The sequence below is a fragment of the Modicisalibacter sp. MOD 31.J genome, assembly GCF_020147985.1.
Lineage (GTDB): Bacteria > Pseudomonadota > Gammaproteobacteria > Pseudomonadales > Halomonadaceae > Modicisalibacter > Modicisalibacter coralii.
This window is the reverse complement of the sequence record NZ_JAGXFF010000002.1, coordinates 526047-545841: the sequence shown is the minus strand read 5'-3', so window position 1 is coordinate 545841 and position 19795 is coordinate 526047. Positions and strand designations below refer to the sequence as shown.

The following is a 19795-nucleotide window of genomic DNA, read 5'->3' as shown; positions in this document are numbered from 1 at the left end:
GCGGGCTCAGCCCCCTAACGCCGCGGCGGCTGAGCGTCGAACCGCTCGCCGGTATGCCCGCGGCTGTCCGGGCCCATCAGCCACAGATAGGTGGGCATGATCTGCTCGGCACTGCGCAGCGTCGCCGGGTCTTCGCCGGGAAAGGCGCTCTGGCGCATTCGGGTGCGCGTCGCACCGGGGTTGAGACTGTTGACGCGGATCGACGACAGGTTCTCGAGTTCGTCGGCCAGCACCTGGACGAAGCCCTCTGTGGCGAACTTGGAGACCGCGTAGCTACCCCAGAAGGCACGCCCCTTACGACCGACACTGGAGGACGTGAAGATCACCGAGGCGTCGCGAGACGCCTTGAGCAATGGCAGCAGAGCCTGGGTCATCCATATCGGGCCATTCAGGTTGACCTGCATGACCTGCTCCCAGAGTGCCGGCGGATACTGCTCGAAGGGCGTGATCCGTCCCAGCAGACCGGCGTTGTGCAGGATGCCGTCCAGGCGGCCGAACGCCTTGTCGAGCGTCTCGGCCATCTCCTGATAGTCCTTGAGCGTTGCCCCCTCGAAGTTGAGCGGGAAGATCGCCGGCTGCGGGCCGCCGGCCGCTTCGATCTCGTCGTAGACGCTCTCCAGCTTGGCGGTGGTACGCCCCAGCAGGATCACCGTCGCACCATGGGCCGCATAGCTTTTTGCGGCGGCCCGACCGATCCCGTCGCCGGCTCCGGTCACCAGGATCACGCGATCGGCGAGCAGGTCGTCGCTCGCCCGATAGTCGATCTTGCAGGTCATGACGCCGTCTCCCTGCCCCTCACAGGCCGGACTGGTTGAGGAAGTCCTTGGCCATGCTGGCGGCGTTGCTGTCGGGGTATTCCTGGGTCACTCGCTGGAGCAGTTGCTTGCTGGCATCGGGCTGGCCCTGGCGCGCCTTGAGCAGACCCAGCTTGTACAGGGCATCGGGCACCTTGCTGCTCTGCGAGTAATCCTCGATCACGGTATTGAACGACTGCGCCGCCTTGTCGAGTTCGGAACGCGCCGAATAGAGCTCCCCCAACCAATAATAGCCGTTGGGTCGCAACGGCGACTGCGGGTAATCCTTGACGAACGCCTCGAAGGCACGGGTGGCGGCATCGAAATCCCGCGCCTGAACCTTCTCGAAGGCCGCCTGATAGGCCTGTCGGCCGTCCTGGCTGGCGGCCGCCACGCTGTCGGCGGCACCGTCGTCGACACGCTGACCGTCGGACGCGGCACCCGCGTCACTGCCTCCGGTACCACCACCGCGGCCGAGCTGATCGACACGCTTCTCGAGATCCAGATAGCGTTCCTGGGAGAGCTGCTTCTGCTGTTCGAGCTGATAGCGCAGCTCCTCGAGCTGACCGCGCAGCTGCTTGATGGCCTCCTGATTCTCCTGGAGCTGGTTGAACAGCACCAGGTTGCCCCCGGGCTCCTCGCGAGCCTGGGTCTGCTGATAGAAGTTGCTCTGCTTGGCCGCGAGATCCTCGACCACGGGGGCGGCCCATACGGTCAGCGGGAGCACCAGGGCTCCCGCGCCGCACAGTCCTTTCAGACGGTGTTTCATGCTCGACTCCGCCTATGACTGGAAGACATCGCCCGGACCGCCGACATCATCGCGGACCCGGGCGAGACAGCGTTGCTCAGTAATCGAGGATGACGCGACGGTTCTTGGCGTAAGCCTGTTCGTTGTGTCCTTCCACCGCCGGACGTTCCTCACCGTAGCTCACGACATCGATCTGTGACGGCGACACGCCCTGCACGGTCAGGAAACGCTCCACCGATTGCGCCCGGCGCTCACCGAGGCCGAGGTTGTACTCGCGGGTACCGCGCTCGTCGGTATGGCCCTGCAGGACGACGTTCGCGTTGGGGTGGCTGCGCAGATACTGGGCGTTCGAATTCAGCACCGACTCGAATTCGGGACGAATGGTGTCCTTGTCGTAATCGAAGTAGATGGTCCGCACGTCGGGGATGCCGGCCTGCTGCTGCTGCCCGCCTCCCATCTGGGTGCCGCTGACCTGGCCGCCGGAGACGCCCTGGCCACCGGCGCCCATGCCGCCTGCGGTGCCTCCGCCGGTGCCATTCATGCTCCCGTCCTGGGTGCCACCGCTGCTGGAACAGCCGGCCATCACGGCCAACGAGACAGCCACTGCCAGACCTTTGGCGTACGGTTTGAACTTCATTGTCAACTCCTTGCTCGGAATTCGAATGACACGAGATGTCGCTTGTCCCGCGACGTCAATTCATGAAGGGCGACCATGCCGGTTCGCGCACGTCGCCCTGGGCCGAGGGCAGACGGTAGGACGCATTGCCATCGGCCGACACCACACTCAGCACCCCGCGGTTACCCTGCTGGGTAGCGAAGATTACCATGCTGCCGTTCGGCGCGACACTCGGTGACTCGTCCCACCGCGAGTCGCTGAGAATCGTCAGCCGGTTGGTGTCGAGATCCTGCCTGGCGACGTGAAAGCCGTCGTTGCCGCGGTGAATCATGAACAGCGTCTTGCCGTCCGGCGAGAAGCGTCCACGGGAATTGTAGTTGCCGGTGAAGGTGAGGCGCTCGCTCTGCCCGCTGCCCAGATTGTAGCGGTAGAGTTGCGGGCCGCCGCTGCGATCCGAGGTGAACACCAGGCTCTGGCCGTCCGGCGCCCAGGACGGTTCGGTGTCGATCGAGTCGTTGTTGGTCAGGCGCTGCAGACCACGTGTCCCGATATCCATCACGTAGATTTCCGGCTGACCGTCCTTGGAGAGCGACATCGCCAGCCGCCGGCCATCGGGCGACCACGCCGGGGCGCCGTTGATGCCGGAGAACGAGGTCAGTTGCACACGCTGACCGGTCGCCAGATTCTGCACGTAGATCGCCGAGTTGCCCGACTCGAAGGACACATAGGCCAGCTTCTTGCCGTCGGGCGACCAGGCGGGCGACATGATGGGGTCGTCGGAAACGAGGATCTGCTGGCCGTTGTGGCCGTCGGCGTCGGCGACATGCAGCGCGAACTGGCGATCGTCGCCCGCGCCCTGTGCCGTGACGTAGGCGATGCGCGTCGAGAAGGCGCCACGCACGCCGGTGATCGCCTCGAACACCTTGTCGCTGACATAGTGAGCCCCGGCGCGTAACTGATTGGCCGAGACGGTGACCGCCTCGCCGAGCATGCGTTTCTCGCCGTAGACATCCATCAGCTCGAACTGGATGCGGTAGTCGTTGCCTTGCGGCGTGACCTGGCCGACGACCACGTAGTTGCTGTCGACGGCCCGCCAGTCACGATAGTAGACCTGATCGCTGGTGTGGGGCGTGGCCACCAGGGCGCTGCGGGCGAGCGGATCGAACTGGCCGCTGCGGGCCAGATCGTTGCTGACGATATCGGCGATGTCCTCGGGCAGCGTGCCACCCTGTTCCGCGAAGGGCACCACGGCGATGGGAATCGCCTGATCGCTGCCCTTGGTGATCTGGATGGTCAGGTCGGCACTGGCCAGACTGCTGAACAGCAGGATCAACCAGCCGCACAAATACGGGGTCAGTCGTTTCATCAGCGCACATCCTCAGGGTTGAAATCGAGATTGAAGTCACGGAACTGGCGCTGTGCCGATGGCGGCAAGTCGCGCATTTCCCGAAACGGTGCCGCCCGCTCGACGGCCTGCAATACCGAGCGATCGAAAGTGGGATCGCCACTGCTCTTCTGGATCGTGGCATCCACCAGCTCGCCGGTGGGCAGCAGGGTGAGGTGCACCACGGCCCGAAGCTGATTGCTCGCCGATGCCGGAATGATCCAGGCCTGTTCCACTGCGCGCTTGACCAGATTCTTGAAGCCATTCGCCGCCTGGGCCGCCTGTCTGGCATTGGCGATCGCCTGCTCCTCGCCGGCAATCGACTGATCGAGCGCCTGCTGGGCAGCCTGCTTGGCCGCTTGTGCCGCGCGTTCGGCCGCCTCTTCGGCCTTGCGCTTTTTCTCAGCTTCGGCCTGCTTGCGAGCCTCTTCGGCCTTGCGCTGTTTCTCGGCCTCGGCCTGCTTGCGGGCCTCCTCGGCCTTGCGCTGCTTCTCGGCTTCGGCCTGCTTGCGAGCCTCCTCGGCCTTGCGCTGCTTCTCGGCTTCGGCCTGCTTGCGGGCCTCCTCGGCCTTGCGCCGTTTCTCGGCCTCGGCCTGCTGCTTGCGAGCCTCTTCGGCCTTGCGCTGTTTCTCGGCTTCGGCTTGCCGGCGGGCCTCGGCTTCGGCCTTGCGCTGCTTCTCCGCCGCGGCCTGACGCTGAGCAGCCTGCTCGGCTTCCTCGGCACGGCGCTGGGCGGCCTCTTCGGCCTGCTGACGCGCCTTCTCGATCGCCTCGAGTTGCTGCTGACGCGCCGCCTCGGCCTGTTGCTGCTTGGCGGCCTGTTCACGCGCCTGCTGCTCGGCTTTCGCCTGGGCGTCTTCCTCGGCCTGTTTCGCCTTGGCGTCCTGCTCCGCCTGCTTCTGGGCCTCGGCGGCGCGCGCCTGGGCCTCCTGGGCACGCTGCGCCTGATCGGTCGCCGTCTCGGTACTCACCAGGGTCGCCTTGACGATCGACGCGGAGGACGGCTCGGGCTCGCTGGCCGGCCAGTGCAGGAGACTCAAGACGAGCACGCCCAGATGAAGGCCAATGGCGAGGACCACAGGTAGACCATAGCCTACCCGCCTTTCCTTTCTAGCCATCGTGTTTCCTCATCGCTTCGCCGGGGGCGGATCGGAGATCAGCCCCACGTTGGGCACCCCGGCCGTCTGCAGCGTGCTCATCAGCGTCACGACCTGCCCGTAGGAAACGCTCTGGTCCCCCTTCACCATCACCGGCGTCTGCGGCTTGCGCTGGAGGATGGCGATCACCTTGTTGCTGATCTCGTCGAGGCTCAGCGGTGTCTGGCCGTCACCCACCGACAGGAAGTAGTCGCCGTCGCGATTGACGGAAACGACCAGCGGCTCGCTGTCGTCGGGGACGTCGATGGGCTCCGAGCTCACCTTGGGCAGTTCGACCTGCACCCCCTGGGTCATCATGGGGGCGGTGATCATGAAGATCACCAGCAACACCAGCATCACGTCGATGAAGGGCACGACGTTGATTTCGCCCATGGGCTTGCGATGCGGGCCGCGATTGAAGGGTCCGTGCATCATGACCGTCGCTCCTCAGGCTGCCTCGCGATCACCGCGCCCCTGGAGGTTGCGGTGCAGGATGGAATGAAACTCCTCGGCGAAGTCCTCGTACTGGCCGAGGATCCGGTTGGACTGAGCCGACAGGCGATTGTAGAAGATCACCGCGGGGATCGCCGCGAACAGCCCCATGGCGGTGGCGATCAACGCCTCGGCGATCCAGGGCGCGACCGTGGACAGCGTCGCCTGCTGGGCCATCGACAGGCCCATGAAGGAGCCCATGATGCCCCACACGGTACCGAACAGGCCGATGTAGGGGCTCGATGACGCCACCGTGGCGAGGAAGATCAGGTGCTGGTTGAGACGCTCCTCCTCGCGCGACCAGGCGACCCGCATCGCCCGCTGCACGCCGTCGAGAATCGCCTGACTGCTGCGCGTCTTGGGCATCAGCCGGTTGAATTCGCGAAAGCCGGCACGAAAGATGTGTTCGGCGCCGACCACGTCCTGTTCCGGCGGCGTCTCGCGATAGAGTTCATTGAGGTCGACCCCCGACCAGAAACGGTCCTCGAAGGCACGATGGGCCTTCTTCGCCCGGCTGAGGACGAAGCTGCGCTGGAAGATCACCACCCAGGAGGCGATGGACCCCACGATCAGCAGCAACATCACCAACTGGACGACCAGACTGGCGTTCATGATCAGGTTGGGAATGGACAGGGAATCGTTCACGTGCGTCCTCGTCAGTGGTTAAGCGTATCCATTCAAGACCGCGGCAAGTGCCGCCGGCCACCGTGTAGGGCGAAGTCGCGTCGCGTCGATACAGGCAATATCGACGTCCGCGTCGCACAAGGGTTCCCCGCCTGCCAGCACCTGCTGGCGAAAACGCAGCCGGCACGACGTGCGTTCGACGACCTCGGCCGTGACCCGTAGCCGGTCGTCGAGTCGGGCGGGCTTGGCGTAACGGCATTCGAGCCGGTGCACGACCAGCTGGATGCCGTCGTCGAGCAATCCGCGCTGGGTCAGGCCTCCGGCGCGCAACCACTCGCTGCGTGCCCGCTCCATGTATTTCAGATAGTTGACGTAATAGACGATGCCACCGGCGTCGGTGTCCTCGATGTAGACCGTCACCGGAATCGCGAATGCCGTCATGGGCGTCCCTCGCCACTCGCTTCGGGGGCGCCTTCCAGGGCCTCCAGGCCGAAATGCAGATAGGCCTGGCGGGTGACCATGCGCCCCCGCGCGGTGCGCAGCATGAAGCCCTGCTGAATCAGATAGGGCTCGATGACGTCCTCGATGGTGTCACGCTCCTCGCTGATCGCCGCGGCGAGGCTGTCGACCCCCACCGGCCCGCCGTCGAACTTCTCGATCATCGCCAGCAGCAGCCGGCGGTCCATGTGATCGAGCCCGTGGCTGTCGACGTGCAGCATGTTCAGAGCCCGGTCGGCGGTCTCCTCGGTCAGCCGCCCGTCGCCGCGGATCTCGGCATAGTCGCGCACGCGGCGCAGCAGTCGATTGGCGATGCGCGGCGTCCCCCGCGCGCGCCGCGCGACTTCGGCGGCTCCCGCCGGCTCCGCCTCGATGCCCAGCAGTCGCGCCGAGCGGGCGACGATCTCGGTGAGCTCGTCGATGGCGTAGAACTCCAGACGCTGGACGATGCCGAAGCGATCGCGCAGCGGCGAGGTCAGAAGCCCCGCGCGAGTGGTCGCGCCCACCAGGGTGAAACGCGGCAGGTCGAGCTTGATCGAGCGCGCCGCCGGCCCCTCGCCGATCATGATGTCGAGCTGGAAGTCCTCCATCGCCGGGTACAAGACCTCTTCCACGGCGGCCGGCAGACGATGGATCTCGTCGATGAACAGCACGTCGCCCGCCTGCAGGTTGGTGAGCATGGCGGCGAGATCCCCTGCGCGTTCCAGCACCGGCCCGGAGGTCGACTTGATGTCGACCTCCATTTCGGAGGCGATGATGTTGGCGAGCGTGGTCTTGCCCAGCCCCGGCGGGCCGAATACCAGGGTGTGATCGAGACTGTCGCCGCGGCGGCGCGCGGCGGCGATGAAGATGTCCAGTTGTTCGCGGACCCGGGGCTGGCCGATGTAGTCGGTCAGCCGCCGGGGACGAATCGCGTGGTCGTGATGAGGCTCGCCCTCCTGGGGCGCGGCGGCTATCAGGCGATCGCTGTCGATCATCGCGGATTATCCTGCAAACTTGCGGGCCAGGGCGGCCTTGATCAGCGCTTCCGTCGACAGGCCCTCATCGAGTCCCGAGAGCATGCGGCCGGCCTCGGTCGGCTTGTAGCCCAGCGCCACCAGCGCCGCCTCGGCGTCGGCCTGCGGGTCGCTCGCCGGCGACGTGGAAGGCGTCGCTCCGTCGACGTCGAGACCGCCCTGCCCGCCGGACCAGTGCGGAAAGCGGTCGTGCATCTCGACGATCAACCGCTCGGCGGTCTTCCTGCCGACCCCGGGGAGCCGGGTGAGCGCCTTGACGTCGCTGTCCATGACACAACGAATGAACTGGTCCTGCTCCATGCCGGAAAGGATCGCCAGGGCCAGCTTGGGCCCCACCCCGTTGACCTTGACCAGCGCCCGGAACAGCGCCCGCTCGGGTTCGCGGAAGAACCCGTAGAGCAGGTGCGCATCATCGCGGATGCTCAGATGGGTATAGAGCTGAACGGTGTCACCGATGCCCGGCAGGGCCAGCAAGGTGTTCATCGAGGCCTCGAGTTCGTAGCCGACGCCGCCCACGTCGACGACCAGCCAGGGGGGCTGCTTTTCCAGCAGGGTGCCTCGCAGGCGTCCAATCATGCGATACTTTCCTTGAGATGACTGGGTGATCACTATACTGGTCACCCGGACGACTGGCCAGCGCGGCTCACTCGGGTCGAAAGTCCCGCCACGCCTGGCGTCCGCTGCGACGCCGGGTGCTGCGTCCGGCCCGTGGCAGCAGGCCGGCGCGGGCGTTGGCATGGGTCAGGGCGATGGCCAGCGCGTCGGCGGCATCCGCCTGGGGCGTAGCGTCGAGCGCGAGCAGCGCCGTCACCATGTGCTGGACCTGAGCCTTGTCGGCCGCTCCGGTGCCGGTCACCGCCTGCTTGATCTGGCGGGCCGCGTATTCATGCACCGCCAGGCCGTGATTGGCGGCACAGACGATCGCCGTGCCCCGGGCCTGGCCCAGCTTGAGCGCCGAATCGGGATTGCGCGCCAGGAAGACCTGCTCGATGGCGAATTCCGCCGGGCGATAGCGGGCAATCAACTCGGCCACGCCGGCATAGACCTGTGCCAGCTTCTGAGCCAGGTCGTCGGCCTTGATGCGGATGCAGCCGCTGGCGACGTAGGCGGGCCGCGTCGCGCCGAGATCCAGCACCCCGTAGCCGGTGATTCGCGAGCCGGGGTCGATGCCCAGCACGATCATGCCGGGCGCCACCGATGCCGGCTCACGCGGGCGCCGGCCGCTGGATCAGTGGAGCTCGGCGAGCACATCGTCGGCGAAGTCGGCGTTGGAATAGACATTCTGTACGTCATCCAGATCCTCGAGGCGGTCGAAGAGCCCGACGACCTTCCTGGCCACCTCGACGTCCTCGATCGGTGAATAGGTCTCGGGAAACATCCCCACTTCGCTGTGCTCGGGCTCGAGCCCCCGGGCGACGAGCGCATCCTTGACCTCGCCGAAGGCCTTGGGCGTGGTGATCACCTCGATCGCGCCATCGTCGTGAGTCACGACGTCCTCGGCGCCGCCCTCCAGGGCCGCTTCCATGATCGTCTCCTCGTCGCTGTCGGCGGCAAAGTTCAGCCGCCCCTGCTTGTTGAAGAGAAACGCCACCGAGCCGGAGGTGCCCAGGTTGCCGCCGTGCTTGCTGAAGGCGTGCCGCACGTCGGACACCGTGCGGTTGCGATTGTCGGTCAGGCATTCGACCAGCACCGCGACACCGTCCGGCCCGTAGCCCTCGTAGACGGCCTCTTCCATGGCGTCGCCGTCGGCATTGCCGGCGCCCCGGTCGATCGCGCGCTGGATGGTGTCCTTGGTCATGTTGTTGGCGAGCGCCTTGTCGACCGCCGCGCGCAGTCGCGGATTGTCGTCGGGCTCGCCGCCACCCTGGCGTGCCGCCACGCTGAGTTCACGAATCAGCTTGGTGAATACCTTGCCCTTCTTGGCATCCTGCGCCGCCTTGCGGTGCTTGATGTTCGCCCATTTACTATGGCCAGCCATCTCATGGTCTCCTTAATCGGAAAGACCGGCGCCGCTGTGATCAGCTCGCCGGTCGCCGTGACGGGAATCGATGAGTCGTCGGCCCGCATCGGGTACCGAACCCGGGCCACCGTGTCGCGGCGGCCCGGGCCAGGGGCATCACGCCTCGTCGGTCGCCACCTTGGGCTTCTGACGCAGGCGGATGTTGAGCTCCTTGAGCTGCTCGGCGCTCACCTCGCCCGGCGCGTCGGTCATCAGGTCCGCGGCGCTCTGGGTCTTGGGGAAGGCGATCACTTCACGGATGGTGCGCGCCCCGGTCATCAGCATCACCAGCCGGTCGAGGCCGAACGCCAGACCGCCATGGGGCGGCGCCCCGAACTTCAGCGCCTCGAGCAGGAAACCGAACTTCTCGTTGGCCTCGTCCTCGCCGATGCCCAGCACCTCGAGCACCGCACGCTGCATCGCCTGATCATGGATACGGATCGACCCGCCGCCCAGTTCGGTACCGTTGAGCACCATGTCGTAGGCCCGCGACAGCGCCTCGACGGGGTTGTTCCTGAGTGTCTCGACGTCGCAGGACGGCGCCGTGAACGGATGGTGCAACGCCTGCAGGCGAGCACCGCCGTCATCCTCGAACATCGGGAAGTCGACCACCCACAGCGGTGCCCAGGCCTGGGTATAGAGGTCGAGATCCTCGCCGAGCCTGACGCGCAGCGCGCCGATCGCCTCGCTGACGATGCGCGCCTTGTCGGCGCCGAAGAAGATGATGTCGCCGTCCTCGGCGCCCACCCGGTCGAGCAGCGTCTCGACGATGCCATCCATGAACTTGACGATCGGCGACTGCAGCCCCTCGAGCCCCTTGGCGCGCTCGTTGACCTTGATCCAGGCCAGCCCCTTGGCGCCGTAGATGCCCACGAAGCGGGTGTACTCGTCGATCTCCTTGCGGGTCAGCTTGGCGCCCCCGCTGACCTTGAGCGCCGCCACGCGGCCGTCGTCGGCGTTGGCCGGGCCGGAGAAGACCTTGAAGTCGACGTCCTTCATCAGGTCGTCGACGTCGACCAGTTCCAGCGGAATGCGCAGGTCCGGCTTGTCGGAGCCGTAACGGCGCATCGCCTCGGCATAGGTCATCCGCGGGAAGGCCGGCAGCTCGACGTCGAGCACGTCGTGGAAGAGCTGGCGGATCATGCCCTCGGTGATGCCCATGATCGCCTCCTCGTCGATGAACGAGGCCTCGATGTCGATCTGGGTGAATTCCGGCTGACGGTCGGCGCGCAGGTCCTCGTCGCGGAAGCACTTGGCGACCTGATAGTAGCGATCCAGCCCCGAGACCATCAGCAACTGCTTGAACAGCTGCGGTGACTGCGGCAGGGCGAAGAAGTGGCCTTCATGGGTGCGGCTGGGGACCAGATAGTCGCGGGCCCCTTCCGGGGTCGCGCGGGTCAGCACCGGCGTCTCGATGTCGAGGAAGCCCTCGTTCTCGAGATAGGCACGCACGCTGTGGGTGATCCGCGAACGCAGCCGCAGCTTGTCGATCATCTCCGGACGGCGCAGGTCGATGTAGCGATACTTGAGGCGCACCTCCTCGCCCACCTTGCCGTGCTCGTCGAGCTGGAACGGCGGCGTGGCGGCGGTGTTGAGGACCTCGACCTCCTTGGCCAGGACCTCGATCATCCCGGTGGGCATGCCGGGATTCTGGGTGCCCTCGGGGCGCAGACGAATGCGCCCGCGGATGCGCAGCACGTATTCGCTGCGGGCGCGGTCAGCATGGGCGAACGCATCCGGGGTATCGGGGTCGACCACGACCTGGGCGATGCCGTCGCGATCGCGCATGTCGAGGAAGATCACTCCCCCGTGGTCACGGCGGCGGTGTACCCATCCGCACAGCGTGACCTCCTGGTCCACCAGAGTCTCGTTCAACTGGCCGCAATAATGGCTGCGCATGTCAAATCCTGTTCCGTTGCTTTGAGAGTGCTTCTCCGCCGGCCGGCGCCGGCGGAGAACGATCAGGCGGTTGCCTTGCTGTCGGCCGGCTTGGCGTCACCGCCCGACGACTTGCTGGCGTCCCCGGCGAGGTTGCGCTTGGTACCACCGGACTTGAAGTCGGTCTCGTACCAGCCACCCCCGGCGAGGCGAAAGCCCGCCGCGGAGATCAGCCGCGACAACTCGCTGGCCTGACAGGCGGGACAATCGGTCAGCGCCGGCGCACCGACCTTCTGAAGCTTTTCCAGGCGATGGCCACAGGCCTTGCACTCATATTCGTAGATGGGCATGGTTCTAATCACTCTGTGACGAAGTCTCTGCCGCAGGCAGCCTGCTCGAGCCTACGGCGATCATCCCTATGATGTGGCCAGCCGTCGCGCTTTCCAAGCCTGCCGCGAAAGCCGCATATTATAGCGTGCCGCGGCCCCGGGCGGGCAAGTTGTCGCTCGGCGGCGCGAGGAAGTTTCCGTCGACAAGGAATTGCCATGAAAGCCGTGATACTCGATGCCGCCACGCTGGGCGACGACATCGACCTGCAACCGCTGCGCCGCGAGGTCGATACCCTCGAGGTTTACGACCTCTCGCCCCCCGACACCTGCCGAGAGCGCCTGGCCGGCGCCGAGATCGCGCTGGTCAACAAGGTCGTGCTCGACGAGGCCCTGCTCGGCGACCTGCCCGAGTTGCGCATGATCGGCGTGCTGGCCACGGGGACCAACAACATCGACATGGCCGCCGCCGAGCGACTGGGGATCACGGTGCGCAACGTCACCGCCTACGGCACGGCCAGCGTCGCCCAGCATACGCTGATGCTGATGCTCAGCCTGGCCAACCGCCTGCCGCTCTATCAGCGCGATGTCCGCGAGGGCGCCTGGAACCGCGCCCCGATCTTCTGTCTGCTCGATCATCGCACCCTGCAGCTCGACGGCAAGCGTCTGGTGATCGTCGGCAGCGGCGAGCTCGGACGTGCCGTGGCACGCCTGGCCGAGGCCTTCGGCATGCACGTCGACTTCGCCGCCCGCCCCGGCAACGAAGGCGAGGACTCCCGCAGACCGCTCGCCGACCTCGCACCCGAAGCCGACATCATCAGCCTGCACTGCCCGCTCACCGAGGCGACACGCCACCTGATCGACGAGGCGTTGCTGACCCGGCTCAAGCCGGGTGCCCTGCTGATCAACTGCGCGCGTGGCGGCATCATCGACGAGGCGGCGGCGCTGACGGCGCTGCGCGACGGCCGGCTCGGCGGCCTGGGCGTGGACGTGCTGCCCGGCGAACCGCCCCGCGACGGCCACCCCCTGCTGAGCGCGCTCGAGGAACCGCTCAACCTGATCGTCACGCCTCATAACGCCTGGATCAGCCCCGAGGCACGCCAGAACGTGATCGCACTCACGGCCGACAACATCAGACACTGGAAAGCGAATCGCTGAGACACGAGCGAAACCGCTCAAGATAACGGTATCAGCATCGTCGGGTCACACCGTCCGGACGACCGCGAAGGAGACGCCATGCTCTACAACTACGGGTCGATCAATATCGACCATGTCTACCGGGTTCCGCATCTGGTGCGCCCCGGCGAGACTCTGACCAGCCACGGTTATCGCCAGGTGCTGGGCGGCAAGGGAGCCAATCAGTCGCTGGCCATGGCCCGCGCCGGTGGCGACGTTACCCACTGGGGGCGACTCGGCCAGCAGGACCGCTGGGTGCTGGAAACGCTGGCCAGCGCCGGCGTCGACATCACCCCTATCGAGTTGACCGCCGAGCCCAGCGGCCACGCCCTGATCCAGGTCGACGACCAGGGCGAGAACGCGATCATCCTGCATCCCGGGGCCAACCACGGCTTTACCGACGCGCACCTCGCGACCCTGATGGCCTCGGCCCGGGCCGGCGACTGGCTGCTGCTGCAGAACGAATGCAACGCCCTGGAGCGCCTGCTGATCCGCGCCGAGGCCCAGGAGTTGCGCATCGCCTTCAACCCGGCGCCGATGTCGGCCAACGTGCTGCGTCTGCCGCTGGAGCGTTGCCAGCTGTTGTTCCTCAACCGCGGCGAGGCCGCCGCGCTGGTCGACCGCGACGAACACGACACGGTCGACGGCCTCCTGGAGGCCCTGCGCCAGCGCCTGCCCGAGAGCCAGGTGGTCCTGACCCTGGGCCGCGACGGGGTGGTCTTCCAGGACGCCACGCGACGCCTGCGGCTACCCGCCCATTCGGTCGAGGCAATCGACACCACGGCGGCCGGCGATACCTTCATCGGCTACTTCATGGCCGCGCTGCAGCGCGACAACGACATCGTCGAGGCGCTACGCCTGGCCAGTGCCGCCTCGGCGCTGTGCGTCCAGCGCGAAGGGGCCGCCCCCAGCATCCCGGTCTTCAGCGAGGTCGCCGAAGCGACCCGAACGTGGGACGAGCTGCCCCTCGACGAAGCGTGACCCTTCCCTACCGAACCAACACGAGGATCGAGACCATGACGACTCCCATCATCTTCGACACCGATCCCGGCGTCGACGACGCCCAGGCGATCGCCATCGCCCTGGCGCACCCCGACATCGAGCTGCTCGGGCTGACCACCACCTTCGGCAACGTCGAAGTGGCCACCGCCACCTACAACGCCCTGCTGCTCAGCGAGCTGGCGGGCCAGTCGATCCCGGTCGCCCAGGGCGCCGCGGCACCGATGAGCAAGCCCAAGTCGCCGCCCCCGGCGCACATCCACGGCGCCAACGGCCTGGGCAACATCGACCTGCCGCCGGTCAAGGGGCAGCCACAACCGGTCAGCGCCGGCCAGTTCATCGTCGACACGGTCAATGCCCGCCCCGGCGAGGTGACCCTGGTGGCGGTCGCTCCGCTGGGCAATCTGGCCGCCGCCCTGCAGATCGACCCGAGCATCGTCGACAAGGTCAAGCGCGTGGTGGTGATGGGCGGCTCGATTCGTGAGGGCGGCAACGTCACGCCGGTGGCCGAAGCCAATCTGTTCAACGACCCGCACGCCGGCGCCCGCGTGCTCACCGCCGGCTGGCCGCTGACAATGGTGGGGCTCGACGCCACCCACCGGTGCGTGCTCGATCCGGCGGCGATGGCGCGCATCGCCGAGGCCCAGGGCGAGCTGGGCAAGGTCCTGGCCGGCAGCTACGAATTCTACAAGGCCTTCTACCAGCAGGCCCTGGGCTTCGACGGCTGCTGCCCCCACGACAGCTGTGCGCTGGCCTGGCTGATGAAGCCGGAACTCTTCACCACCCAGCGCGGCCATCTCAACGTGGTCACCGAGGGACATGCCGAAGGGCAGACGGTCTTCGCCCCCGAAGGCCGGCCATTCATCGCCGAACGCTGGTCGACCACACCGCTGGCCGAGGTCTGCCTCGACGCCGACGGCGCGGCGGTGGTCGACTGGATCGTCGAGACCCTGAGCTGAACCGGGACACCAGGGAGGCTCACTTGCGGGGCGGGCGGGCCTCCGGCAGACACCCCCTCAGCGGGTGACGAAGGTGTCGTGTTCCTGCCAGTCGATGCCCGCCAGTTCGACATGGGTCACCCGCGCCGCGGGTGGCCCCTTCCACAACCATTCGATCACGCCGTTCACCGCCTCGCCCCGGCCGCAGAGCACGACCTCCACGCTGCCGTCCGCCTGATTCCTGGCATACCCCGTCACGCCCGCACTCAGCGACCGTTCCCGGGTCGCGGCGCGGTAGCCGACACCCTGCACCTTGCCGGTCACGCGTGCCTTGACGCAGCAATCGCTCATCGCCTCCTCCCGTGTCGTGACGTATCGCCCCTCGTTGTAGCATTCCCGACGCGCGACGCCCAACCCGCGGCGGCGGCCACGGTCGCATTGCGCCCATCGCCCGCTCAGTCGTTGATCAGCTCATGGCGAACCTTCACCGCCACGTTGCGCGGCACGATGCGCTTGCCGCGGGCTTCGAAATGCGTGCGGGTGAGCGCCGTGCCGAACAGCAGGATCAACGACGAGTAGTAGACCCACAGCAGGATCAGCACCACCGACCCGGCCGCCCCGTAGGTCGAGGCCGTCGCGGTATAGGCCAGGTAGGCGGCGATGGCGTAGCGGCCGAGGGAGAACAGTACCGCGGTGACCAGCGCCCCCACCGCCACGTCGCGCCAGCTCAGCACCACGTCGGGGAGCACCTTGAAGAGCGTGGCGAAGAACAGCGCGATGACCAGCAGCGAGACCAGCACCTCGGCGCCGCTGAGCAGCGTCTCGGTCCAGGGCAGCCAATCGCCGGCGAAGCGGAACACGGCACGCATCACCACGCCCAGTACCAGCGAGACCAGCAGCACGAAGCCGATCGCCAGCACCACGGCCAGCGACATCACGCGCTGCTTGAGAAAGATGAGCAGGCTGTTGCGGTCGGGATTGGCGGTGACCCCCCACAACACGTTGAACGAGTACTGCATCTGGGCGAACACCGTGGTGGCCCCCACCAGCAGCGTGAACACGCCCAGCAGGGTGGGCAGCAGCCCCGACGCCTGGATGCGCGAGGCGGCGACGGCATTCTGTACCGCCTCGGCGGCCCCGGGGCCGATCATTCCCTGCAGGTTGGCGACGATCTGGCCCTGTGCCGCTTCCTCGCCCAGCACCACACCGATCACCGTGACCGCGATGATCACCGTCGGCGCCAGCGAGAACAGCGTGTAGAAAGCCAGCGATCCGGCGTAGCTGAAGGCGTTGCGGTCCAGCCACAGCTTGACGGCGTCGCGGAGGATACGAATCCAGCGGAGGGGGGTCTTGACGAGCACGGGAACGTCCTGTTCGGAAAACGGATCCCAGCATAACCAAGCGCGGCGGCCGTGAAAAATCGCCAACCCATTCCATGCCCGGCGTGCCTTGCAGCCGGCAAGGCCGGCCACCATAATGGCCGCGCCTTTCCGATCGGAGACAGATGGTGCCCGCCAACCCCTCGCCACCCGCCACCGGCCACGACTTCGACTGCCTGGTCTTCATCGGCCGGTTCCAGCCGCCGCATCTGGGCCATCTGACGGTGATTCACGAGGCATTGAAGCGGGCACGCCAGGTCATCGTGCTGATCGGTTCCGCCTGGCAGGCGCGCTCGCTGCGCAACCCCTGGCGCTTCGAGGAACGCCGCGACATGCTGCGCAGCGGCTTCGACGACGACGACAACGCCCGCCTGGAGATCGAGCCGCTGCTCGATGCGCTCTACAACGACGACGTCTGGGTCCGCGATGTCCAGCGCAAGGTCCGCGACATCGCCCGGCCCTGCCACGGCAAGCTGCCGCGCATCGGCCTGATCGGTGCCAGCCGGGGCCAGTCCAGCTACTACCTGAGCCTGTTCCCGCAGTGGGAGTCGGTCAGTGTGCCGCTGGTCGACGGCATCTCGGCAAGCCGTATCCGCGAGCGGCTCTTCCATTCCCGGGCTTCGGGCAGCGCCTACCTGGCCGACGACGCCGGCCACGATTTGCCGGCCCACGTGCATCGCGCCCTCGAGGCCTTCCAGTCGACGCCCGCCTGCGACCAGTTGCTCGAAGAGCAAGCATTGCTCGAACAGTATCGCAGCGCCTGGGCCCAGGCGCCCTACCCGCCGATCTTCGTCACCGTCAACGCCGTGGTCGTGCAGTCCGGTCACGTGCTGCTGGTCAGGCGCACCGCCGCGCCCGGCAAGGGGCTGTACGCCTTGCCGGGCGGCTTCATCCATCCCCAGGAGCGGCTGCTCGATGCCTGTCTTCGCGAACTCAAGGAGCGGGTCCGCCTCAAGGTCCCGGAACCGGTGCTCAAGGGCTCGCTGCGCGATCAGCGGCTGTTCGACGACCCGCATCGCAGCTGGCGGGGGCGCACCCTGGCCGAGGCCTTCTACTTCGCCTTGCGCCCCGAGCAGCAACTGCCGCGCCTGAAAGCCACCCGCGGCGGCGATCGGGCGAGCTGGGTGGCGCTCGCCGACCTCGAACCCGAGACCCTGTTCGAGGATCACTTCTTCATCATTCAGAATTTTCTGGGACTGCCGGCCGGCTGGGCCAGCCCCTGAAAGGGCCTTGAGCGAGGCCTGCGCTCGTCGAGCCGATCAACGCCCTCTGTGACGCAGCACGGCCGGATCAGGCCTGCAGGAAATCCCGCGGCAGCTTGGTCATCTGCCGCCACAGCCGCTCCACGCCCGGTTTGTGCACCAGCGAACAGCGATACAGCCTGACCTCGAGCGGGATGTCCCAGTGGGCATCGCCGGCTCTCACCAGACGCCCATCGTCGAGTTCCTCGCGGATGCAGAAATCAGGAATCCAGGCCATGCCCACGCCCTGCAACGCCATGCCCTTGAGCCCCTCGGCCATCGCCGTCTCGTAGACGGTCTTGAGCCGCATCCGGGTCGGATCGTTCTTGAGCAGCATGCGCACCGAGCGTCCCAGAAAGGCCCCCTGGGTATAGGCCAGGAACGGAATCGCCTCGTCACCCTCGAGCGGAAATCGCGGCCGTCCCCGCTCATCGGGAACACAGACCGGCAGCATCATCGCCTTGCCGATCGAGAAGGAGGGAAAGGCCTCGGCATCGAGCTGCATGGTGGCATAGGGGTCGTGATAGCCGAGCATCAGATCGCAGTTGCCTTCGCGCAGGACGTGGATGGCATCGCCCACGTTCATGGCCACCAGGCGGGTGGGCAGTTCGCCGACCCCCTTCTGCAAGCGCGAGATCCAGCGCGGATAGAACGCCAGCGCCAGCGAGTGTGCCGCGACGATGTCCAGCGCCTCGTTGGCCATCGCCAGCCCGCGCAGGTGGCCGAGACATTCGCCGAGCTGCTCGACCAGGTTGCGCGCCGTGACCAGAAACAGCTGCCCTTCGGGGGTCAGACCCACGGGGGTCGTCGAACGATCGACCAGGGTCGCGCCGACCGCCTGTTCCAGCGAACGGATGCGCCGACTGAAGGCCGGCTGCGTGACGTGGCGCTGCCGCGCCGAGGCGGAAAAGCTGCGTGTGTTGGCCAGGGCGACGAAGTCTTCCAGCCATTTCGTTTCGAGGTTCACCGCGACTCCACTTGCCGTTGGCGGGCGCGAGTGCCACCACTCACCGCCGAAGCCACGATTTTACCCAAGCTCCCACCCCGGCTCCACGCCTATGTCGATGTTTTGCAACACCTTGTCCACCCGCCATGAATGGTCACTGGACCGGGGCCAGCAGGTAGGCCGCGCGCGAGACCAGCTTGCGCCAAAGCGAGCGCTGCTGGAGTTCTTCCAGGGTGACCTGACGGCAGTGCGTGAAATCGCACTCAAGCATCGTCTCCACCTCGGCGGCGAACCCCCGGTCGGGAATGAAGGCGGTGATCTCGAAATTCAGCCGGAAGGAGCGATTGTCCAGGTTGACCGTCCCCACGGCCGCGCTGTGATCGTCGATCAGCAAGACCTTCTGATGCAGAAAGCCCGGCTGATAGCGATAGATCTTGACGCCCGCCCGGATCATGTCCGGCAGAAAGGAGAACGCCGAGAGAAACACCAGCAGATGGTCGGGCCGCTCGGGCATCATCACGCGCACGTCCACCCCGCGCATGGCGGCCAGCCGCAGGGCGTCCTGCACGCCCTGATCGGGCACGAAATAGGGACTGGTCACCCACAGCCGATGCTGGGCACTGGTGATGTTGTGCTGCATGAACAGACTCGCGGTCTCCTGGGCGTCGGCCGGCCCCGACGGCACGATGACCACGTTCTGGCACTCCTCGCAGGTCACCTCCGGCATCCAGGTCAGGTCGATGACCCGGCCGGTCGCCCAGTGCCAGTCTTCCCAGAATGCCTCCTGAAGGCCCAGCACACTGGGTCCGGCGAGGCGCAGGTGGGTATCCCGCCAGGCACCGTGACGCGGGTTCTCGCCGAGATACTCGGTCCCCACGTTGAGCCCACCGGTCCAGCCCTGAACGCCATCGACCACCACCACCTTGCGGTGATTGCGAAAGTTCAGCTGGAAACGATGGCGCACGCCGCGTGACGAATTGAAGGCGCTCACCTCCACACCGGCACGCCGGAGATCCTCCAGATAGCCCTCGTCCAGGGCCCGGCTGCCGATCTCGTCATACAGCAGGTGGACGCGCACACCCTGCTGCGCCTTGCGTTCCAGTCGATCCTTGAGCGCCAGCCCCAGGCGGTCGCGACGGATGATGAAGAACTGCACCAGCACATAGCGGCTCGCCGACTCGATGCCCGCGAACAGGCTCTCGAAGGTGGCCTCGCCGTCGATCAGCAGTTCGGCACGATTGCCGCTGGTCAGCGGCATCATCGCCAGCTTTTCCACGGCATGCACGTTGCCCTGACGCACGTCGGCCAGGTACGGGTCGATCAGCGGCCGATAGCGCTGCAGCACACGGCGCAGCGCCGTGTCCCGTTCACCCCGCGCCGACACGTAACCGTAGAAGCGCGGCCGACCGAAGATCCAGTAGGCCGGCACCGCCAGATAGGGAAAGGTCACCAGGGAGATGATCCAAGCCACCGCCCCCTGCGACGTGCGACTCGACATCAACGCCAGCACGGCGGAGATCGCACCGGTGAGATGGATCACGAAGACACCGAGGCCCAGCAACCAGGAGGTCATCGCCCGCTCCCGTCCGGCGTGACCGGGCCGAA

Annotated in this window: 22 protein-coding genes; 4 read left to right on the top strand and 18 right to left on the bottom strand. The window is 66.7% G+C overall.

The genetic code is table 11. The features are described 5' to 3' along the window. Nucleotides 1-14: 14 nt before the first annotated feature. From KGR00_RS08270 to KGR00_RS08205, 14 genes are all read right to left on the bottom strand, one after another. Nucleotides 15-776, bottom strand: coding sequence for a YciK family oxidoreductase (locus KGR00_RS08270; protein WP_224417179.1), 762 nt, complete (start codon nt 774-776; stop codon nt 15-17). Between the two features lie 19 nt (nt 777-795). Next, nucleotides 796-1563: a tol-pal system protein YbgF gene (ybgF, locus tag KGR00_RS08265; RefSeq protein ID WP_129138339.1), complete on the bottom strand. Its 768-nt coding sequence runs from the start codon at nt 1561-1563 to the stop codon at nt 796-798. Between the two features lie 76 nt (nt 1564-1639). Next, nucleotides 1640-2179 carry a peptidoglycan-associated lipoprotein Pal gene (gene pal / locus KGR00_RS08260; RefSeq protein WP_129138340.1) on the bottom strand — a complete coding sequence of 180 codons (540 nt, stop codon included), beginning with the start codon at nt 2177-2179 and terminating at the stop codon, nt 1640-1642. Nucleotides 2180-2234: 55 nt separating this feature from the next. Further along, nucleotides 2235-3524 (bottom strand): Tol-Pal system beta propeller repeat protein TolB, encoded by a 1290-nt coding sequence (gene tolB / locus KGR00_RS08255; protein ID WP_224417180.1) that lies wholly within the window; start codon nt 3522-3524, stop codon nt 2235-2237. Next, nucleotides 3524-4660, bottom strand: a complete 1137-nt coding sequence (gene tolA, locus KGR00_RS08250) for a cell envelope integrity protein TolA (RefSeq protein WP_224424389.1) — start codon at nt 4658-4660, stop codon at nt 3524-3526. Before tolA ends, tolB begins: the two co-directional genes overlap by 1 nt. Before the next feature lie 9 nt (nt 4661-4669). Continuing rightward, entirely contained in the window at nt 4670-5110 is a 441-nt protein-coding gene (gene tolR / locus KGR00_RS08245; RefSeq protein WP_224419795.1) for a protein TolR, read from the bottom strand. 15 nt (nt 5111-5125) lie between these two features. After that, nucleotides 5126-5815 carry a protein TolQ gene (gene tolQ / locus KGR00_RS08240; RefSeq protein ID WP_129138343.1) on the bottom strand — a complete coding sequence of 230 codons (690 nt, stop codon included), beginning with the start codon at nt 5813-5815 and terminating at the stop codon, nt 5126-5128. A gap of 18 nt (nt 5816-5833) precedes the next feature. Then, a complete protein-coding gene (gene ybgC, locus KGR00_RS08235; RefSeq protein ID WP_129138344.1) occupies nt 5834-6235 on the bottom strand; it encodes a tol-pal system-associated acyl-CoA thioesterase in 402 nt (133 codons plus the stop codon). Next, complete coding sequence (ruvB, locus tag KGR00_RS08230; protein WP_224417182.1) at nt 6232-7269, bottom strand: Holliday junction branch migration DNA helicase RuvB; 1038 nt, start codon at nt 7267-7269, stop codon at nt 6232-6234. The genes ybgC and ruvB overlap by 4 nt, the downstream gene beginning before the upstream one ends. Nucleotides 7270-7275: 6 nt before the next feature. Further along, entirely contained in the window at nt 7276-7884 is a 609-nt protein-coding gene (ruvA, locus tag KGR00_RS08225) for a Holliday junction branch migration protein RuvA (RefSeq protein ID WP_129138346.1), read from the bottom strand. A gap of 67 nt (nt 7885-7951) precedes the next feature. Continuing rightward, nucleotides 7952-8491 carry a crossover junction endodeoxyribonuclease RuvC gene (ruvC, locus tag KGR00_RS08220; RefSeq protein ID WP_224417183.1) on the bottom strand — a complete coding sequence of 180 codons (540 nt, stop codon included), beginning with the start codon at nt 8489-8491 and terminating at the stop codon, nt 7952-7954. A gap of 45 nt (nt 8492-8536) precedes the next feature. Then, complete coding sequence (locus KGR00_RS08215) at nt 8537-9286, bottom strand: YebC/PmpR family DNA-binding transcriptional regulator (protein WP_129138348.1); 750 nt, start codon at nt 9284-9286, stop codon at nt 8537-8539. Nucleotides 9287-9424: 138 nt separating this feature from the next. Further along, entirely contained in the window at nt 9425-11206 is a 1782-nt protein-coding gene (gene aspS, locus KGR00_RS08210) for an aspartate--tRNA ligase (protein ID WP_129138349.1), read from the bottom strand. A 62-nt stretch (nt 11207-11268) separates the two neighbouring features. Beyond that, nucleotides 11269-11535: a zinc ribbon domain-containing protein gene (locus KGR00_RS08205; protein WP_224417184.1), complete on the bottom strand. Its 267-nt coding sequence runs from the start codon at nt 11533-11535 to the stop codon at nt 11269-11271. Between the two features lie 195 nt (nt 11536-11730). Here KGR00_RS08205 and KGR00_RS08200 point away from each other — a divergent pair, with 195 nt between their 5' ends. From KGR00_RS08200 to KGR00_RS08190, 3 genes are all read left to right on the top strand, one after another. Continuing rightward, nucleotides 11731-12669 carry a D-2-hydroxyacid dehydrogenase gene (locus KGR00_RS08200; RefSeq protein WP_224417185.1) on the top strand — a complete coding sequence of 313 codons (939 nt, stop codon included), beginning with the start codon at nt 11731-11733 and terminating at the stop codon, nt 12667-12669. Nucleotides 12670-12747: 78 nt separating this feature from the next. After that, a complete protein-coding gene (locus KGR00_RS08195) occupies nt 12748-13668 on the top strand; it encodes a ribokinase (protein WP_224417186.1) in 921 nt (306 codons plus the stop codon). A 35-nt stretch (nt 13669-13703) separates the two neighbouring features. Continuing rightward, a complete protein-coding gene (locus KGR00_RS08190; RefSeq protein ID WP_224417187.1) occupies nt 13704-14645 on the top strand; it encodes a nucleoside hydrolase in 942 nt (313 codons plus the stop codon). A 57-nt stretch (nt 14646-14702) separates the two neighbouring features. On the opposite strand, the gene yccX is transcribed toward KGR00_RS08190, so the two are convergent. Continuing rightward, a complete protein-coding gene (yccX, locus tag KGR00_RS08185) occupies nt 14703-14975 on the bottom strand; it encodes an acylphosphatase (RefSeq protein WP_224417188.1) in 273 nt (90 codons plus the stop codon). A 104-nt stretch (nt 14976-15079) separates the two neighbouring features. Beyond that, nucleotides 15080-15985 carry a YihY/virulence factor BrkB family protein gene (locus tag KGR00_RS08180; RefSeq protein WP_224417189.1) on the bottom strand — a complete coding sequence of 302 codons (906 nt, stop codon included), beginning with the start codon at nt 15983-15985 and terminating at the stop codon, nt 15080-15082. A 143-nt stretch (nt 15986-16128) separates the two neighbouring features. Between KGR00_RS08180 and KGR00_RS08175 the strand changes: the two genes are divergently transcribed. Further along, nucleotides 16129-17226 (top strand): bifunctional nicotinamide-nucleotide adenylyltransferase/Nudix hydroxylase, encoded by a 1098-nt coding sequence (locus tag KGR00_RS08175; protein ID WP_224417190.1) that lies wholly within the window; start codon nt 16129-16131, stop codon nt 17224-17226. A 67-nt stretch (nt 17227-17293) separates the two neighbouring features. Here the strand turns inward: KGR00_RS08175 and KGR00_RS08170 are convergent, their stop codons facing one another. After that, on the bottom strand, nt 17294-18211 hold the full coding sequence (locus KGR00_RS08170) for a LysR substrate-binding domain-containing protein (protein WP_129138357.1): 918 nt from the start codon (nt 18209-18211) through the stop codon (nt 17294-17296). Nucleotides 18212-18344: 133 nt separating this feature from the next. Continuing rightward, nucleotides 18345-19763, bottom strand: coding sequence for a cardiolipin synthase (gene cls / locus KGR00_RS08165; protein ID WP_224417191.1), 1419 nt, complete (start codon nt 19761-19763; stop codon nt 18345-18347). Nucleotides 19764-19795 lie beyond the last annotated feature (32 nt).

Bases quoted from the DNA above. Each gene is read 5' to 3' on its own strand.
- tolA (WP_224424389.1), bottom strand. From the start codon at position 4,660: ATGGCTAGAAAGGAAAGGCGGGTAGGCTATGGTCTACCTGTGGTCCTC.
- ruvB (WP_224417182.1), bottom strand. From the start codon at position 7,269: ATGATCGACAGCGATCGCCTGATAGCCGCCGCGCCCCAGGAGGGCGAG.
- KGR00_RS08195 (WP_224417186.1), top strand. From the start codon at position 12,748: ATGCTCTACAACTACGGGTCGATCAATATCGACCATGTCTACCGGGTT.
- KGR00_RS08175 (WP_224417190.1), top strand. From the start codon at position 16,129: ATGGTGCCCGCCAACCCCTCGCCACCCGCCACCGGCCACGACTTCGAC.
- tolR (WP_224419795.1), bottom strand. From the start codon at position 5,110: ATGCACGGACCCTTCAATCGCGGCCCGCATCGCAAGCCCATGGGCGAA.
- KGR00_RS08270 (WP_224417179.1), bottom strand. From the start codon at position 776: ATGACCTGCAAGATCGACTATCGGGCGAGCGACGACCTGCTCGCCGAT.
- ybgF (WP_129138339.1), bottom strand. From the start codon at position 1,563: ATGAAACACCGTCTGAAAGGACTGTGCGGCGCGGGAGCCCTGGTGCTC.
- tolB (WP_224417180.1), bottom strand. From the start codon at position 3,524: ATGAAACGACTGACCCCGTATTTGTGCGGCTGGTTGATCCTGCTGTTC.
- KGR00_RS08200 (WP_224417185.1), top strand. From the start codon at position 11,731: ATGAAAGCCGTGATACTCGATGCCGCCACGCTGGGCGACGACATCGAC.
- yccX (WP_224417188.1), bottom strand. From the start codon at position 14,975: ATGAGCGATTGCTGCGTCAAGGCACGCGTGACCGGCAAGGTGCAGGGT.
- ruvA (WP_129138346.1), bottom strand. From the start codon at position 7,884: ATGATTGGACGCCTGCGAGGCACCCTGCTGGAAAAGCAGCCCCCCTGG.
- ybgC (WP_129138344.1), bottom strand. From the start codon at position 6,235: ATGACGGCATTCGCGATTCCGGTGACGGTCTACATCGAGGACACCGAC.
- aspS (WP_129138349.1), bottom strand. From the start codon at position 11,206: ATGCGCAGCCATTATTGCGGCCAGTTGAACGAGACTCTGGTGGACCAG.
- cls (WP_224417191.1), bottom strand. From the start codon at position 19,763: ATGACCTCCTGGTTGCTGGGCCTCGGTGTCTTCGTGATCCATCTCACC.
- KGR00_RS08205 (WP_224417184.1), bottom strand. From the start codon at position 11,535: ATGCCCATCTACGAATATGAGTGCAAGGCCTGTGGCCATCGCCTGGAA.
- ruvC (WP_224417183.1), bottom strand. From the start codon at position 8,491: ATGATCGTGCTGGGCATCGACCCCGGCTCGCGAATCACCGGCTACGGG.
- pal (WP_129138340.1), bottom strand. From the start codon at position 2,179: ATGAAGTTCAAACCGTACGCCAAAGGTCTGGCAGTGGCTGTCTCGTTG.
- KGR00_RS08190 (WP_224417187.1), top strand. From the start codon at position 13,704: ATGACGACTCCCATCATCTTCGACACCGATCCCGGCGTCGACGACGCC.
- KGR00_RS08215 (WP_129138348.1), bottom strand. From the start codon at position 9,286: ATGGCTGGCCATAGTAAATGGGCGAACATCAAGCACCGCAAGGCGGCG.